This is a genomic window from Calothrix sp. PCC 7507 (assembly GCF_000316575.1).
Classification (GTDB): domain Bacteria; phylum Cyanobacteriota; class Cyanobacteriia; order Cyanobacteriales; family Nostocaceae; genus Fortiea.
Map to the genome: position 1 here is coordinate 2,225,360 of NC_019682.1, position 14,596 is coordinate 2,239,955.

A 14,596-nucleotide genomic window follows, 5' to 3' on the forward strand; every position below is an offset into this window, starting at 1 on the left:
AGGACTCAGCACTCAGTACTGAGTATGGTGAATCCAGATTCTAGAATTCACACCAGAAAAGTAGAAAGACCATCAAAAGAAGAATTAGAGAAATGGGTGTGGGAAAAGCCGACAGCACAAATCGGTAGAGATTTTGGTGTATCTGACAAGGCTGTAGAGAAATGGTGCAAGGCTTATGGGTTAGAGAAGCCACCGAGAGGATATTGGGTGAAGAAGTCCTATGGGAAAGTAGACAAATAGTTAAAAGACTGTCGTTGAACTGGATTTATCTTTTTTCTCTACTGTTGCTATCTAAGTCATTTTACGTATATCTATAGTTATTCAAGATACTTGGTAATTAAAAAATAGTTAACTAACATACATTTCACTAAAAGCTTACCTATTCTTAACCTGCCGCAACTAGAGTAGCCAAAGACAATCTAAAAATTGTTTTCTATGTCACTTATTGGTGGATATAATGTAATGTATTAAACCAATTAGCATACTTAATATTAGTATATCTTATACTAGCTCAAGGCAAATCAAGAGTATTAATACTGAGTTTTTTCGGCTTACACAATTAAGAATGCTACAATTCAAAAGTCTACCCTAGCATCTTGTGTTATGAAGCATTATTCCCGTTTTCAGTAATACGGCATGGTTTAAACAAGAACAACAAAGACAGCTACATAGCACCGTCTTAAGTTTAGGCTGACTATGATACTAAACACAGTTAGTGGATGTGCGATCGCCATCAAGCAGCAAAAAGCAATGGTATTTTAGGGAATAGCCCTCAGTATTCAAGTGCCAAAAAATACCTTATCTCTATCTATTCCGTAAGGGTTCATCGTCATAGATTTAACAGAGGATGCTGGTGTGAGCAATTATGAACAAAAGAATAAATAACAAGAGGTAGTTTCGGTGATGTCTAATTATATAAATCATTATCACATGATCTCCCATTAGACTTAGGTAAGAAAATGTATGGATGATGACAGACTTTTCTGATATAAAGTTCAACAATGCAGTAAAAAGTAACACTGATAACAAAAGTGAACTAGTCATCTGCTCGATTTTATCTAGCCACAACGCCGCATGGTTGATTTCTCAATCTTGGTAAAAATACAGGTAAAACTTTTGAACCTACCTTACTGCTGACTAGTAAATAATGTGCTGAATCAACACAGTAGGAGAATTAAATAGTATTTGTCAAAACCAAGTACAACAAGCAGCTAGAAAATTTTATTTACCAAAGCTTCATGCTAACAACCTTCGGTAAGGCTTAGTTTTAAGAGTCACAGTAAAACTCCTGCTTATGCCAGCAAACTAAAAGTTCCCCGTACTTAGCTAACATCGACCCTATTGAAAATAATTCGCAATTAGGATAATATACCATCCAGTAAGGAAAAAAACACTTGGTACACCTTATGGTGAGTCCTTGAAGAGACCGAAGCTCAACCGGTACTAGTAACGCACGTTATTTTTATGTGCATACCTATAACCCTGCTAATTAGCTAGATCATGGGATTACTGACGAAGGTATTATCAAAAGACATTCAAACTATTCTTGCTTATAAGTAGCAAAGGCCAAACCATCTAGATAAATTCCCAGGTTCAAGACTTATATATGTTCTCACATCTAATCTTTGGGTTAATTGTGAAAGTTACAGTCACCAATACTACATTATCTTGAATTCAATTCTACTGAAAGATGCTTATACTCCTTGGCAAATCGCCCTAATAACTGTAGCAATCTTTACATACAAAAAACATTTCTACCCTATTAAACCCACACATTATGTATTCTACAAGTCGTCCCCCAAATTCTTCTACTGCATCAATTAACTCTACTCTAAGCGGACAATTACCTCAAAAGTTATTTACTCGTAAGGAAGTAATTTCTCCACGGAATGATGTGCTGTGGCGCATAGATCGCGGAGCAGTTCGTACCTTAACATGGAGTGAAGACGGGACATTTATCACTCTCGGTTATTGGGGTTCAGGCGATATAATCGGATACCCACTGTCAAAAGTCAAACCCTACCAAATTGAATGTTTGACGAGCGTAGAGGTGAGCATTGTACCCCCTCATCTTTGGCATCAGGATATCAATGCTTTATTGTCTCACATTCAACAAGCTGAAGAGCTTTTAAGCATAGTACATCGCAAACCAATTTCGCTCAGATTGTGGCAATTTCTGGTATGGTTAAGTGAAAAGTTCGGTCGGGAAGTGGAACAGGGTCAGCTAATTGACCTCAATGTCACTCATCAGGAAATGGCAGAGGTGTTAAATACAACAAGAGTGACTGTAACAAGACTGTTACAGCAATTTGAGGAAGATGGAACACTTGTGCGCCACAAACGCCGTATTATTCTGATCTCATCAAACAATATAGCCAGAAAATAATTAAAAATTGTAGTGGTTGACTGGTAAGTACTTGGACAGAAATATTTACAGTCATTGCGTAGCCTTCGCCTGCATTCCGCTCCCCTTTTCTAGGAGAGGCTGCGCCAACGGGACGCGGCGTGCTAAGCGAAGCTATGCCGAAGGCTTTACGCTCCATACCCTTCTCCTGCGGAGACGCTGCGCGAACGGGAAGGCTTCGCCTACGCAATGACTTTGTGTAATTAATTCTGTCTGACTACTTATCAATTACTGTAGATTGTAGTATGTTGAATAAGGCGTTTTTTGAGTAAATTTCCTGAGAATGAAAACTTCATTCTGAGGAATTTATTTTATGATTGGATGTAATAGGTGTGAGTGAAATTACGAACATGACAAAAACATTTTGGGGACTTGTAAAAATTAGTCCAGTTGCTGTTGTGGCCACATTTTTTGCTGCTAACAGCGCTTTAGCTGCTGAAGTCAACGAGCAGGTAACAACTGTTGGTCAGTTGTCCCAAGAGTCTAACAACATGAGTCAGGTGACTTCTGTTTCGCAGTTTTCTGATGTGCAGCCTACAGATTGGGCGTTCCAAGCTTTGCAATCTTTGGTTGAGCGTTATGGCTGTATTGCAGGTTATCCCAATGGCACTTACCGTGGTAATCGTGCTTTAACCCGTTATGAATTTGCTGCAGGTTTGAACGCCTGTTTAGACAGGGTTAACGAATTAATTGCTACAGCCACGGCTGATTTAGTAACTAAGCAAGATTTAGCTACCTTACAGCGGTTACAAGAAGAATTTTCTGCTGAATTAGCCACCCTGCGCGGTCGTGTAGATAGTCTAGAAGCCCGCACTGCGACTCTAGAGGCGCAACAGTTCTCCACCACCACTAAGCTAGTTGGAGAAGCGATTTTTAATGTGTCTCAGGCTTTTGGTGACAGAGTAGCGGTTCGTGATGGTCTGACTCCAAGTGCAAAACTAGAAAGCAACACCACTTTCTCTGATCGGGTGCGCTTGAACTTATATAGCAGTTTCACTGGTAAAGACCAGTTGCAAATTCGTTTAAATGCTGGAAACATCGTTTCTAACAGCACTGTAACTGGTACTAACCAAAGCCGCTTGGGCTATGATGGCGGCAGTACTAACGCTGTTGAAATTGATAAAATCAACTACGCTTTCAACTTTAGTGACGCTATACGTATCAAAGTTGATGCTTCTGGGGCTGAGTTGTATGAAAACGTCAACACCTTCAACCCAGACTTTTCTAGTTCTGGGAGAGGTGCGCTCTCTCGCTACGGACGTTTTAGCCCTATTTATCGTCAAGGTGCTAAAGGTGCTGGTTTAACTTTCACTTACAGTCCTCAGAAAAGTCCAATCAGCTTTAGTGCGGCTTATTTAGCTAGCAATGCTAATAATCCTACTCCTAGTAACGGGGTTTTTGATGGTAGTAACACCATCTTTGGTCAGTTAAGTTTTAAACCGAGCCAAGCTTTCAACATCGGTTTCACATACGCCCGCAGTTATCAAACTACTCCTAACCTGTTTGATTCTACAGGTAGTGCTTTTGCAAATAATCCTTTTGGTGGCTCTCGTACTGAGTCCAATAACTATGGTGTAGAAGCTACTTTCCAACCTAGCTCTAAGTTGACTGTTGGTGGTTGGGCTGGTTACACCACAGCAGACTCTCTTACTGGTGCTAGAAGAGATGCAGATTTCTTCTACTGGGGTGCAACTCTGGGTGTGAAGGATTTTGGCAGACAAGGTAACGTTTTAGGTGTGATATTTGGTCAACCACCTAAAGTTACTGGTGGTAGCGTTGGTAAAGAAGGCGGTACTACCTATCATCTAGAAGGTCTCTACAAGGTGAAGGTTAGCGATAATATTGCTGTTACTCCTGGGTTGTTGGTAATCTTCAATCCTGAAAATAATGACAGCAACGATAATGTGTACGTTGGTACTCTCCGTACAACCTTCACTTTCTAGTTGCGATATCCCTGACTTCTTGAAGAAGTCGGGGATCTAAACGCCACGAATGAGGAGTCTTATCAGCTATTCGCCAGCAGTATCCGCATAAGAGTGAGCTTTTGTGTGGCTAAAAAGGATTAAAGTCTGGCTGGTTTGATAAATCAGTTGGGGGACGATCGCTACTCCATGCCCACCATACACAGCCACAGTGACAGTTGTAAAACTCTTGCCATTTGCGACGATGGTCTTCTGTCATCACAGGCGATCGCCGATTTAGCCAAACTTTTTCAGCTTCTAGGCTGCTTGATTTGCAATTAGGACAACAAAACTCATAAGCATGAATTGCCTGATTTGTCCATTCGGGCGGGATGGGAGCGAAAGCGTCCATGTAGTTAAAAATTTAATCTTGATGGTTATCCAAAACTCTGACGTTTTGAACTTGTAAGCAAGCGGGTACCATAGAATCCCGCCACATTATACAATGATTTAATCAGTATTTTTATGGTTTTGTGTGTCTCTTTGACAAACTGCAATTTAAGGCAGTTTTTAGCATCCTGTGTGAGATTCTCACAAATCGAAGACTAGCACGAAAAGTTTATCTTTTACGGAATTATTTACTATGCATAATCCGGCCAATAATTAAAATTATGGAGCCAAAGGTCGAAATTCGCCGTTTATTAGATGTCATGCCCGCTTCTGGTCGCATGACAGTCAAAATCACCAGTAAGCCGGAGCAGACTCAAGTAATTGATGCTTCCTTTCCATTACCTTGGAATCGGGAGCGCCCATTACATATTAATTTTGATTTGTGGCAACGTCTGACAAAACCACAACGAGATTTGTTGATGTTGCAAATGGTGAGCTGGTTAACAGGGGTAAGGTGGTTTAAGCCCGATATTTATCAAGGTGTAGTATTAGTAGGGCTGTTAGGTGGATTAGTAGAATCGGCACAGTCAGATGTGGTGGGTGTGGCGATCGCACTGGGATTAAGTGCGATCGCTGGGTTTCGCATCTGGCGCACTAACAAATCTCAAGAGTCAGATTTAAATGCGGATGCTGCTGCTATTCGGGTAGCACAACGCCGGGGATATTCAGAAGCGGAAGCCGCTGAACATTTATTATCTGCAATTGAGACTGTAGCTAAGATTGAAGGACGTTCTGGGTTAAATTTTAACGAGTTGATTCGTTCTCAAAACTTGCGGGCGATCGCTGGTTTATCATCAGTGGGTGTACCAGAAAGTCATAAAAGGCAATAGGCAAGAGTCAAGAGTCAAGAGTCAATAGGCAAGAGTCAAGAGGTTCTTCTCCCAGTACCCAATCCCCAGTCCCCAGTCCCTACTTCACCTCAGTTACCCGCCAGCTAAGTTTCAAATTTACCCAGAAATTCCAGATTGTCGCAATGGCGATCGCAATCAAATTGGCGATGTAGCGGTTAGAAATCAGGAAATTGTATACCAGGTTCAACAACAGTACATTTAAGACTAGCCCGGCAAGACAAATAATATTAAATTTTAAAAAGCGCTTGAGACGTTGACGCCATTCCTGCTGCTGCATAGAGACATCAGCAAAAGTCCAAGCGTCATTCCACAAAAAATTATTAAAAATGGCAATTTCCCCAGCTATGATCTTGCTACGAGTCAGTGGCAAATGTAGAGTACTATCATCACTGAGCAAATAAAGCACAGTCATATCCACAAATACCCCACTCAGTCCTACCAAGCCAAAGCGGAGAAATCGACCAATCGGGAAGCCATGCAGTATCCCTGTGGACAAGCGTAGCCTTAATAAGTGGTGTAGATAATCCACATATTGCTTCCATGTCACCTTGCTTTCACCCTCTGTACGCTCGCAAAATACATAGCCGACTTCGGCAATTTCTCGCACTTTACCGCGCCCAATGACTTCCAAAAGGATTTTATATCCAATGGGATTGAGTGTAGCACCCGCTACACAAGCACGACGTACCATAAAGTAACCACTCATGGGATCAGAAACTCTCCCTAGTACCCCTGGTAGAACAATCAATCCCAAAACCTGAGCGCCACGAGATAAGAAACGCCTGACAACACTCCAACTACTGACACCGCCTCCATCCACATGACGGCTAGCTACAGCTAAATCTGCTCCCTGCTCAATTGCACTCAATAGCTGCATTAAAACTTCTGGTGGATGTTGCAAATCACCATCGATCACCCCTAATATATGCCCCCTTGCTACCTGCCAACCACGAATCACCGCTGAAGAAAGTCCCCGCTCTTGTTGACGGCGCATCACCTGCAATTGTGGATATTCTGCGATGAGCGATTGTGCTACTTCCCACGTGCGATCTGGACTATCATCATCTACTACAATTAATTCATAGTCTCCTGGGATCGACTCATCCAGCATCTGAGTCAATATTTTGATGACATTCTCGATATTGTCACGCTCTTTGTAAGTCGGAATGACTAAAGAAAGGAGGATGCCTTTACTACCTGTATTGACGCTGGGAGTCAGCCCTTCAGAAATTTGTAATAGCCCAGTTGGGACTGACAAAAGTAAATTAGTTTCTTCGATCATGCTGATTGACAAAAAAGTTTTGTAAGCAAGAATTTTGCAGCAATTGTGCTATTCACAACCTCGTATTAGTGCAGGAATTACCCAAGATACGCTGTACATAAGGGTAATACCCTGCCTTAAGCCGTACTCTCCGAGAAGCCGCCTCCGGCGTCTACCGCGTCTACATGAATTCCCCTACGTAATAATAGATTTTTCAATTATTTTTGCGTAAGTCCTATAGTTTTTTCTAAATATTCGTTCTGATAAATTTTATTCTAAATCTGGTTTTTATTTCCCTCAAAAATTCCTGGCAAAATATATAGTAGTAAATTGGTTGTCACTCATAACTTGTGAAACAGAAAAATATTGATGCTATCCTCGACCATTCTTTGATGGGGTACGATATATCTCCGGCAGAGGGAGCAGTATTATTAACACAAACAGATCCTGAAGCGATCGCGGCTATTCGCACTACAGCTAATCAACTGCGCCACATGCAAGCAGGTGATACAGTCACCTACGTAATTAACCGTAATATCAACTTTACTAATATTTGTGAGCAGCACTGTAGTTTTTGTGCTTTCCGCCGGGATGATGGTGACACAGATGCTTATTGGTTAGATTGGGCACAAATTTTAGAAAAGGCGGCGGATGGAGTGCGGCGGGGTGCAACAGAAATCTGTATGCAAGGGGGATTAAATCCAGAAGCCAAAGTTAATGGTAAATCATTACCCTATTACCTCAAGCTAGTAGCAACCATCAAACAGGAATTCCCTCAGTTGCACTTACATGCTTTCTCTCCCCAAGAAGTTCAATTTATCGCCAGACTAGACGGGCTAGAGTATGCTGAGGTAATTATGGCTTTGCGGGATGCTGGCGTTAATTCCATGCCAGGAACAGCAGCCGAGGTATTAGATGATGCGGTACGACGGGTATTGTGTCCGGAGAAGATTGACACAAACACTTGGCTAGAGATTGTCAGTACGGCTCACAAATTAGGTTTACATACTACTAGTACAATGCTGTCAGGGCATATTGAAACCCCAGAGCAGCAAATGACGCATTTAGAAAAATTGCGATCGCTGCAAAAAACCGCTGTCAATCAGGAATACCCAGCCAAAATTACCGAATTTATTTTATTACCCTTCGTGGGACAAGAAGCCCCCAAATCCTTGCGTCGTCGTGTGGGGCGCGATCAACCAGTGTTGAGTGATGCGCTGCTACTAGGTGCTGTCGCCCGAATTTTCTTAGGAAATTGGATTCCCAACCATCAACCAAGTTGGGTAAAACTGGGGCTTGACTGTGCTACAGAAGCCTTAGTTTGGGGTTGCAACGATATCGGCGGCACATTAATGGAGGAGCATATTACCACAATGGCAGGTGCTGTAGGTGGTACCTGTATGGAAGTGGAAACCTTACAAACAGCGATCGCTTCTCTAGGACGACCATACCAGCAAAGGGACACTCTTTATAAATTTTTCACTCAGGACTCAGGACTCAGGACTCAGCACTCTATATGATCCCCAAGATACCAATCCAAGATACTATGGACGTTGATTTATGCGTTGTTTCAAGTAATGCTTATGAAGCGCTATTGGTCGCGTCTGCTTGCCCTAGTATTAGTTGTAGCCATTGGCTTAATGGGCTGTTCTAGTCCGGATAGTTTAACAGGGGATTATCGCCAAGACACCTTAACGGTAGTCACAGTTATGAGAAATGCCCTAGAGTTAACGCCAGATTCACCAGATAGAGCAGCAATTCAGGCAGAAACGCGTCAAAAAATAAATGACTTTTCCGCTCGTTACCAGCGGGCCAATTCTGTTTCTACTCTTGGCTCCTTTACTACCATACGAACAGCCCTTAACTCTCTAGCCGGACATTATAGTTCTTATCCCAATCGTCCAGTACCAGAAAAGCTGAAAAATCGCTTAGAGAAGGAGTTAAATCAGGTAGAGGCAGCACTGAGGCGTGGTGCTTAAATATCCCTTATCTTATAGTCAAGAGTCAAACTGTTTGATTCTTGACTATAAGTGGTTGCGTTAACTCTTTGTTGGGTCTGAGTTTAAAATTTGGGATTGTGAATTTGGATTTAAATAAATTAACGTTGATGCCGCATTAGTGCGATTTAGGCACAAATTAAACAACCTTTGAATCAGTTAACAGTTATCAGTTAACAGTTACCAGAGGTTCAGTCGTGGCTCAAATCCCCGACTGAAAGCCTGAAAATTAACTGCATAAAACAAGGTGGCAACAAAAATAGGGGTTTAAAAGTCTTTCGCAGATAGACTTCAAAGCCCCTATTTTGTCCTATGGAAAAAGGGTACTGGGGATTAGGTGTTAATTACTGAGGCATGAAGGGGAATTATTAATTATTCAATGACTTCCCCATCTCCTCCTGCTCTCACAAGTACCCAATCCTAACTGTTTTATCCTTCTACTTTTTAGGTATGTCTAACCGTCCCTTAAATTTTGCAAAACCAATATTATTTTGGCGCAGCCTGTTTGCTGCCATTTTCAGCAGTACTATGTTGACTCCCAACTTAGGGGTACAACCAGCAGTAGCACAAGTAACAGGATATTGCCAACTGTCGCCGGCAGAGTCAAAAGCAAAAGAAAAATTACGTTTGTCAGCACTCAAAGGCAATCAAGAGGAGCAAAAACGCTATCAGCAGTTGTTAAAACAACATGCAGAAGAATTACAGGATTGTCGCAATCGCACTTGGCCACGAAATCAAGCTATTTGGTTACGGTTATATCCTTGTGACAATCAAGCAGGGACAATTGACCATATTATGGATCGGATTGTCAACCGTGGCTATAACCAAGTTTATTTAGAAGTTTTTTACGACGGGCAGGTACTATTACCAGCAGCGGCTAACCCCACAGCTTGGCCTTCTGTCATTCGCACTCCAGGCGCAGCAAAAGTAGATTTACTCGCTACAGCAATTCAAAAAGGGCGACAACGCGGTTTGAAGGTATACGCCTGGATGTTTACCATGAATTTCGGCTATACCTATGCCCAGCGCCGAGATAGAGAAGGGGCGATCGCTCGTAATGGCAAAGGTCAAACTAGCTTGTATGTTGTAGATAATAGCTCTCAAGTATTTATTGACCCTTATAACGTCCAAGCAAAGCGCGATTATTACCAACTTGTACAGCAAGTGCTGCGTCGTCGCCCGGATGGGCTGCTATTTGACTATGTGCGCTATCCACGACAAGCTGGCAGTGATTCTATTGCTACCAAAGTCACAGATTTATGGCTATTTAGTGAAGCCACCCAAACAGCTCTATTTCAAAGGGCGCAGAATAACAAAGGGCTAGACTTAATTCGTCGCTTTTTGAGTAAGGGATATGTGACTGCAGGTGATATCGCTGAAGTCGATCAACTGTATCCTCAAGAAGGAGAACCTATGTGGCAAGGACGCACGCCATCGTCAGCACAAAAGTCCATCCTGACTCCAACTAACAGGCAACCACTTTTACAATCAGAGTTGTGGCATTTCGCCGTTGCCCATGCCATGCAAGGTATAGTGGATTTTGTCAACTTAGCTAGTTATCCAGGCAAGCAGCAAGGTATTCCTTCGGGAGTGGTGTTTTTCCCAGAAGGCAACCAAAACTTGGGACAAGGCTATGATTCTCGCTTGCAACCTTGGGATAGGTTCCCTAGTTTTATAGAATGGCATCCCATGTCTTATGCCACTTGCGGTAACGTCAGTTGTATTGTGGCTCAGGTGCAAAGGGTGTTGAGTATAGCAAAACCAGATACCCAGGTGATTCCAGCCTTAGCGGGTAAATGGGGAGCATCAATTAGTAATCGTCCACCGCTAGAAGAGCAAATGCAGGCACTCCGTAAACTCGCCCCCAAGATCAATGGAGTTAGCCATTTTGCTTATTCTTGGCAATACCCCGATCACGATAGCGATCGCAAGTTCTGTCGCGCTCAGTAGTGGGTGCTTAGTTCCATTGAAAGAATTCAGAAGCAATATGTATTCTGACTCTTTGGTGGAGCTTTCTTTAAATTAATTATTCTCAATAATGTAATTAGTAATACAGACGAAAATAATGTAGTTATATTTATAGTCAGTAATTTTAGTGTTACATTGCGACAGAAAAGTTGAAAAATTAAATAATTCATAAGTATTATTAACAAAGCCAGTAAATTGAATAACATAGAGAAAATATGTGCATAAAGGTATTAAATGGAGCCATTACAAAAAGAGATCCTAGCTTTGAGTCATAAAGTGGATGCTATCTATCAAGTTATTGAGCAGATGGAAAGTAAAGTGTCTCAAGCTTTATCAGATTGCTCTTTAGCCAAAACACAGGCAGAAAATAGTTATACAGAAAATGGCGAACCTCTGCGCTACCAATTCAAAGGGCATCTCAATTTAAATCCGGAACTAGAACACAAGGATGTATTGGCGGATGGCATGTATTTCGACATGAATCGTCAGAGTGGAGACAAACTCTTAACACCAGAAATTCAAATACAACGGCTGACAGCGCAATTAACAGCAGCATATAACCGCATTGCCGCTCTAGAAGAACAATTGCTGAGAGAGAGAATTCACTAATGTAGTCAGGAAGTAGGAGGTAGGAGTCGGGAGGTAGGAGGTAGGAGGTAGGAGTAAAATATCTAAATATTAATTAATGAGGGTTACCAATTCTGGATGAGTTTGGTATCTTTTTTATTAGTTAATTTAGCTATTAAATTGGCTCAGACGCTCAAATTGCGATTCGATCGCTGCTAAAAGTTGATGTTGCTGCCAATTTAAGCCCAGATGAGCAGCGATCGCAGCACCACCAGCACCCATACCTTCCTTAACGAAGCCCTGTTCATAGGCTCGAAGTTGAGGATAACGAGACTCAGCAAAGCTCAATTGAGTGGCTAGTAAGCATGGGCTAATTCCGCCCTGATTTATGGTGCGGGCTAATTCCACCGTACCACCCGTGGGGTCTTCTGCTACCCAGCGAGTTGTGCCGACAACTACTGCTTCTGGTTGCCAAGATAAGGTATAAGTTTGAGCGATCGCACTCGTCAAAGCATAAACTGCCAGCATTTGTGTACCACCGGCTAACATGACACCACAACTGCGACTAGCAGCGATCGCCATTCCCGCCACCACCACCTGCATTGGATCACCCACCGCCGCTACTAATTCCAGAGGATCAATGAGGGGGGATGAGGAATAATTCTTCAATGCTCCCCTATCTCCCCCAACTCCTCCACCCCGCCTCATCCTCTCTAAACCAGTCTGTACTAACTCCCACTTCTGTCCGTGGTTACAAATAGGATGGCTACTGTTGACCTTACCTACAGCCTCTACACCCAAGCCAGTTAAAATAGATAGTGCTGTTGTCGTACCACCCACCACACACTCACCTAAAATCAGATACCCCTGTGGAATTTGATATGCTAGCTGCGAACCCCAAAGCAGCCCTTGTTCTAGCAAATGGCGGACTGTTGCTAGTTTCATCGCCGCACCTGAACTTAAACATCTAGCAGGAGTTCCACCCAAATCAATTGTTGGTACAGCCGGGGGTTGGGGTAAACCAGCATTAAAAATATGAACTGGAATCTTCAGCGCCTCAACCACAGCACGGGAAATCAGCACAGGCGAAGCACCTGCTGCTAGTGGTGGTAGGGGGTATTGGGGCTGATATTCCGGGCCATAGTATAGAAACTCAGCATCTGCACAAGCAGTATATCGCCGATCCTCTGGAGTGCGTCCAGCTGCAGAAATTCCTGGAATCAACCCAGTTTCAGTAAATCCTAAAATACAGGCGAACAAAGGTAAGCGATCGCGATACTTAGCGATCCATGCTTCTCCCTGTAAAATTTCGGTATAGATGTTAATCAAGTCATTAGTCATTTGTCATAGAAAAAACTATTGCCTATACTTCGGCTCCGCTCAGTACAAGTTGCCTATTGCCTTCTTCGATGACTAACTTTCATAATCCATTAGAACCTGTATCCAGTTGGGCGGACGGGGGATGGGATTACCTAGGCGATCCAACAATAGCCATGCTGCTAGGTGGACTACAAATAGGTAAATAAAATTATTGAGCAAAATTACAGCGATCGCGCCGATTTGAATAAAAAATACACTAGGATTCGCCAATACTTGTAACTTCAGAAAAATCCACTCTGTAATTTCTGTCACTTGGTTAATTACATAAACCCATAAGTCTTCGCCCGACAACACAGACAATAACCAGATGCGGAAAAAGATGCCCAAAGTCGCCAACAGCGTACCTAATGTAATGGAAACAATCCAGGGTACACGACGATTCCATGTTGCACCCAACAGGACACCCATAAAAGCATAGGGCATGACAAATAGCAAACTACGAATCGGCCCCATCAGCACCGCTAGCAGCAAACCACAGGTGAGTGCAGCCATCCAGGCGGCTCGCTTGCCCCAGCGGAGGTAAACTAAAGCGATCGGTATGGGAAAAAATATCCGTAAAACTGGCCCCAAGGGAAAATAAAAATTGACAAACCAAATCAGACTAGCAGCACTGGACAAAAACGCCGTTTCTACCATCCTCAAGGGTGCATCAACTTTCAATTGAGGCTGTTCTAACTTGTCTTGTTGATCTAACCATTGATTTTGCGCGGGTTGCGATTCAGGGGATGAGCCTGACTCCGGCTCATCTGGCAGGGAATCTAAAATGCTCATGTTACAGTTATCAGTTATCAGTTGCTTGTACTGAGCGAAGCCGAAGTGTCAGTTTCGTGGGATGTGTAAAGGTAGATTGAAACTCAAGCCAATACACCCTGGCTAACCGTTCACTGTTTACTGGGTTTAAACTATTGTTCTTTCCAAGGCTGACAAATCAAGAATACAAATAATGTCTTGATCTCGTTTAATCAAGCCTTTTTTTTCTAGCCTTGTCAAGACTCTTGTGACTGTTTCCCGCGCCAGTCCACTCAAACTGCTCAACTCCCGGTGAGGTAAATTGGGAATTTCAGTACCTGTAGTCCCTTTTTTACCCTGTCCTTCTGCCAAAAACAGCAATGTATCTGCTACCCGTGACTGACTATCAGATTCCCGCAATCGCAGTCGTCGATTCACTTGTCGTAAGCGTCGAGCCATCAGTTGTGCCAATCGCATTCCTGCCAATGGTTCTATCTGAAGTAACTTGACAAAATCCTGGGATGGCATACTGCCAATTACTGTGGGCGTTAGGGTAATGACATCGGTGGAGCGAGGTACTTCATCTAGCGCTGCCATTTCACCAAATAATTCTCCTTTACCAAGAATATTCAGTGTTACTTCTTTGCCTTCTAAGTTGTATGTCCGAATTTTCACCCATCCATCCACAATAAAATATACAGAACCGCCCCAGTCATTTTCCAACAAAATTACTTGATTAGAGGGGTGAGTGCGGGTGACAAGATGAGTGAGAGCTGATTCCACCACAGCTTCTGGCAACCCTTGAAAAAAGGGAGCGGAGATCGTCCAAGGATTAGTGGGTGCCTGCAAGCTATATCGGTCTTCCATTTACGACATCTTTATTAAAGTTGCTAAATACACAACAACCAAGAGCGTCATTTTAAGCCTAAGCTATCAAAGCACAGCCCCTTTCAAATATAAAACTAAAATATGCTACACAAGGAAACGATAAAAGATTCTTTTCTCAAAAATCTTTACTTATGGGTTTAAACGGAGTAGCAATTTTGCATAAAACGGCTGATTGCCTTTTGGATGATTCTTTAGAGGCT

12 protein-coding genes and 1 pseudogene are annotated in these 14,596 nt (G+C 42.7%); 8 read left to right on the top strand and 5 right to left on the bottom strand.

Annotation, left to right across the window (positions count from 1 at the left end; all coding sequences use genetic code 11):
- Nucleotides 1-27: 27 nt before the first annotated feature.
- The 3 genes and pseudogenes from CAL7507_RS09730 to CAL7507_RS09740 form a co-directional block, all read left to right on the top strand.
- Nucleotides 28-240 (top strand): annotated as a pseudogene (locus CAL7507_RS09730) (hypothetical protein); the annotation flags it as partial.
- A 1,537-nt stretch (nucleotides 241-1,777) separates the two neighbouring features.
- Nucleotides 1,778-2,386, top strand: a complete 609-nt coding sequence (locus CAL7507_RS09735; RefSeq protein WP_015128290.1) for a Crp/Fnr family transcriptional regulator — start codon at nucleotides 1,778-1,780, stop codon at nucleotides 2,384-2,386.
- A gap of 368 nt (nucleotides 2,387-2,754) precedes the next feature.
- A complete protein-coding gene (locus CAL7507_RS09740; RefSeq protein WP_042341259.1) occupies nucleotides 2,755-4,347 on the top strand; it encodes an iron uptake porin in 1,593 nt (530 codons plus the stop codon).
- 109 nt (nucleotides 4,348-4,456) lie between these two features.
- Here CAL7507_RS09740 and CAL7507_RS09745 read toward each other — a convergent pair whose 3' ends face one another.
- Nucleotides 4,457-4,717 (bottom strand): hypothetical protein, encoded by a 261-nt coding sequence (locus tag CAL7507_RS09745; protein WP_015128293.1) that lies wholly within the window; start codon nucleotides 4,715-4,717, stop codon nucleotides 4,457-4,459.
- Between the two features lie 259 nt (nucleotides 4,718-4,976).
- Between CAL7507_RS09745 and CAL7507_RS09750 the strand changes: the two genes are divergently transcribed.
- Nucleotides 4,977-5,585, top strand: coding sequence for a DUF3318 domain-containing protein (locus CAL7507_RS09750; RefSeq protein ID WP_015128294.1), 609 nt, complete (start codon nucleotides 4,977-4,979; stop codon nucleotides 5,583-5,585).
- Between the two features lie 79 nt (nucleotides 5,586-5,664).
- Here the strand turns inward: CAL7507_RS09750 and CAL7507_RS09755 are convergent, their stop codons facing one another.
- On the bottom strand, nucleotides 5,665-6,888 hold the full coding sequence (locus CAL7507_RS09755; RefSeq protein WP_015128295.1) for a glycosyltransferase: 1,224 nt from the start codon (nucleotides 6,886-6,888) through the stop codon (nucleotides 5,665-5,667).
- Between the two features lie 329 nt (nucleotides 6,889-7,217).
- On the opposite strand from CAL7507_RS09755, the gene cofH reads away from it, so the two are divergent.
- The 4 genes from cofH to CAL7507_RS09775 all read left to right on the top strand — a co-directional run bounded on the left by cofH (nucleotide 7,218) and on the right by CAL7507_RS09775 (nucleotide 11,441).
- The gene (gene cofH / locus CAL7507_RS09760; protein ID WP_015128296.1) at nucleotides 7,218-8,387 is read left to right on the top strand and encodes a 7,8-didemethyl-8-hydroxy-5-deazariboflavin synthase subunit CofH; all 1,170 of its coding nucleotides are present in this window, start codon (nucleotides 7,218-7,220) and stop codon (nucleotides 8,385-8,387) included.
- A gap of 63 nt (nucleotides 8,388-8,450) precedes the next feature.
- Nucleotides 8,451-8,846 (top strand): photosystem II protein Psb27, encoded by a 396-nt coding sequence (psb27, locus tag CAL7507_RS09765; protein WP_042341261.1) that lies wholly within the window; start codon nucleotides 8,451-8,453, stop codon nucleotides 8,844-8,846.
- Between the two features lie 468 nt (nucleotides 8,847-9,314).
- Nucleotides 9,315-10,814, top strand: coding sequence for a family 10 glycosylhydrolase (locus CAL7507_RS09770; protein WP_015128298.1), 1,500 nt, complete (start codon nucleotides 9,315-9,317; stop codon nucleotides 10,812-10,814).
- Nucleotides 10,815-11,066: 252 nt separating this feature from the next.
- The gene (locus CAL7507_RS09775) at nucleotides 11,067-11,441 is read left to right on the top strand and encodes a hypothetical protein (RefSeq protein WP_015128299.1); all 375 of its coding nucleotides are present in this window, start codon (nucleotides 11,067-11,069) and stop codon (nucleotides 11,439-11,441) included.
- A gap of 126 nt (nucleotides 11,442-11,567) precedes the next feature.
- Here CAL7507_RS09775 and cobT read toward each other — a convergent pair whose 3' ends face one another.
- The 3 genes from cobT to CAL7507_RS09790 all read right to left on the bottom strand — a co-directional run bounded on the left by cobT (nucleotide 11,568) and on the right by CAL7507_RS09790 (nucleotide 14,375).
- Nucleotides 11,568-12,740: a nicotinate mononucleotide-dependent phosphoribosyltransferase CobT gene (cobT, locus tag CAL7507_RS09780; protein ID WP_015128300.1), complete on the bottom strand. Its 1,173-nt coding sequence runs from the start codon at nucleotides 12,738-12,740 to the stop codon at nucleotides 11,568-11,570.
- A 72-nt stretch (nucleotides 12,741-12,812) separates the two neighbouring features.
- Nucleotides 12,813-13,550 carry a DUF2232 domain-containing protein gene (locus CAL7507_RS09785; RefSeq protein WP_015128301.1) on the bottom strand — a complete coding sequence of 246 codons (738 nt, stop codon included), beginning with the start codon at nucleotides 13,548-13,550 and terminating at the stop codon, nucleotides 12,813-12,815.
- 126 nt (nucleotides 13,551-13,676) lie between these two features.
- A complete protein-coding gene (locus tag CAL7507_RS09790; protein WP_015128302.1) occupies nucleotides 13,677-14,375 on the bottom strand; it encodes a Crp/Fnr family transcriptional regulator in 699 nt (232 codons plus the stop codon).
- Nucleotides 14,376-14,596 lie beyond the last annotated feature (221 nt).

Bases quoted from the DNA above. Each gene is read 5' to 3' on its own strand.
- CAL7507_RS09735 (WP_015128290.1), top strand. From the start codon at position 1,778: ATGTATTCTACAAGTCGTCCCCCAAATTCTTCTACTGCATCAATTAAC.
- CAL7507_RS09740 (WP_042341259.1), top strand. From the start codon at position 2,755: ATGACAAAAACATTTTGGGGACTTGTAAAAATTAGTCCAGTTGCTGTT.
- CAL7507_RS09745 (WP_015128293.1), bottom strand. From the start codon at position 4,717: ATGGACGCTTTCGCTCCCATCCCGCCCGAATGGACAAATCAGGCAATT.
- CAL7507_RS09750 (WP_015128294.1), top strand. From the start codon at position 4,977: ATGGAGCCAAAGGTCGAAATTCGCCGTTTATTAGATGTCATGCCCGCT.
- CAL7507_RS09755 (WP_015128295.1), bottom strand. From the start codon at position 6,888: ATGATCGAAGAAACTAATTTACTTTTGTCAGTCCCAACTGGGCTATTA.
- psb27 (WP_042341261.1), top strand. From the start codon at position 8,451: ATGAAGCGCTATTGGTCGCGTCTGCTTGCCCTAGTATTAGTTGTAGCC.
- CAL7507_RS09770 (WP_015128298.1), top strand. From the start codon at position 9,315: ATGTCTAACCGTCCCTTAAATTTTGCAAAACCAATATTATTTTGGCGC.
- CAL7507_RS09775 (WP_015128299.1), top strand. From the start codon at position 11,067: ATGGAGCCATTACAAAAAGAGATCCTAGCTTTGAGTCATAAAGTGGAT.
- cobT (WP_015128300.1), bottom strand. From the start codon at position 12,740: ATGACTAATGACTTGATTAACATCTATACCGAAATTTTACAGGGAGAA.
- CAL7507_RS09785 (WP_015128301.1), bottom strand. From the start codon at position 13,550: ATGAGCATTTTAGATTCCCTGCCAGATGAGCCGGAGTCAGGCTCATCC.
- CAL7507_RS09790 (WP_015128302.1), bottom strand. From the start codon at position 14,375: ATGGAAGACCGATATAGCTTGCAGGCACCCACTAATCCTTGGACGATC.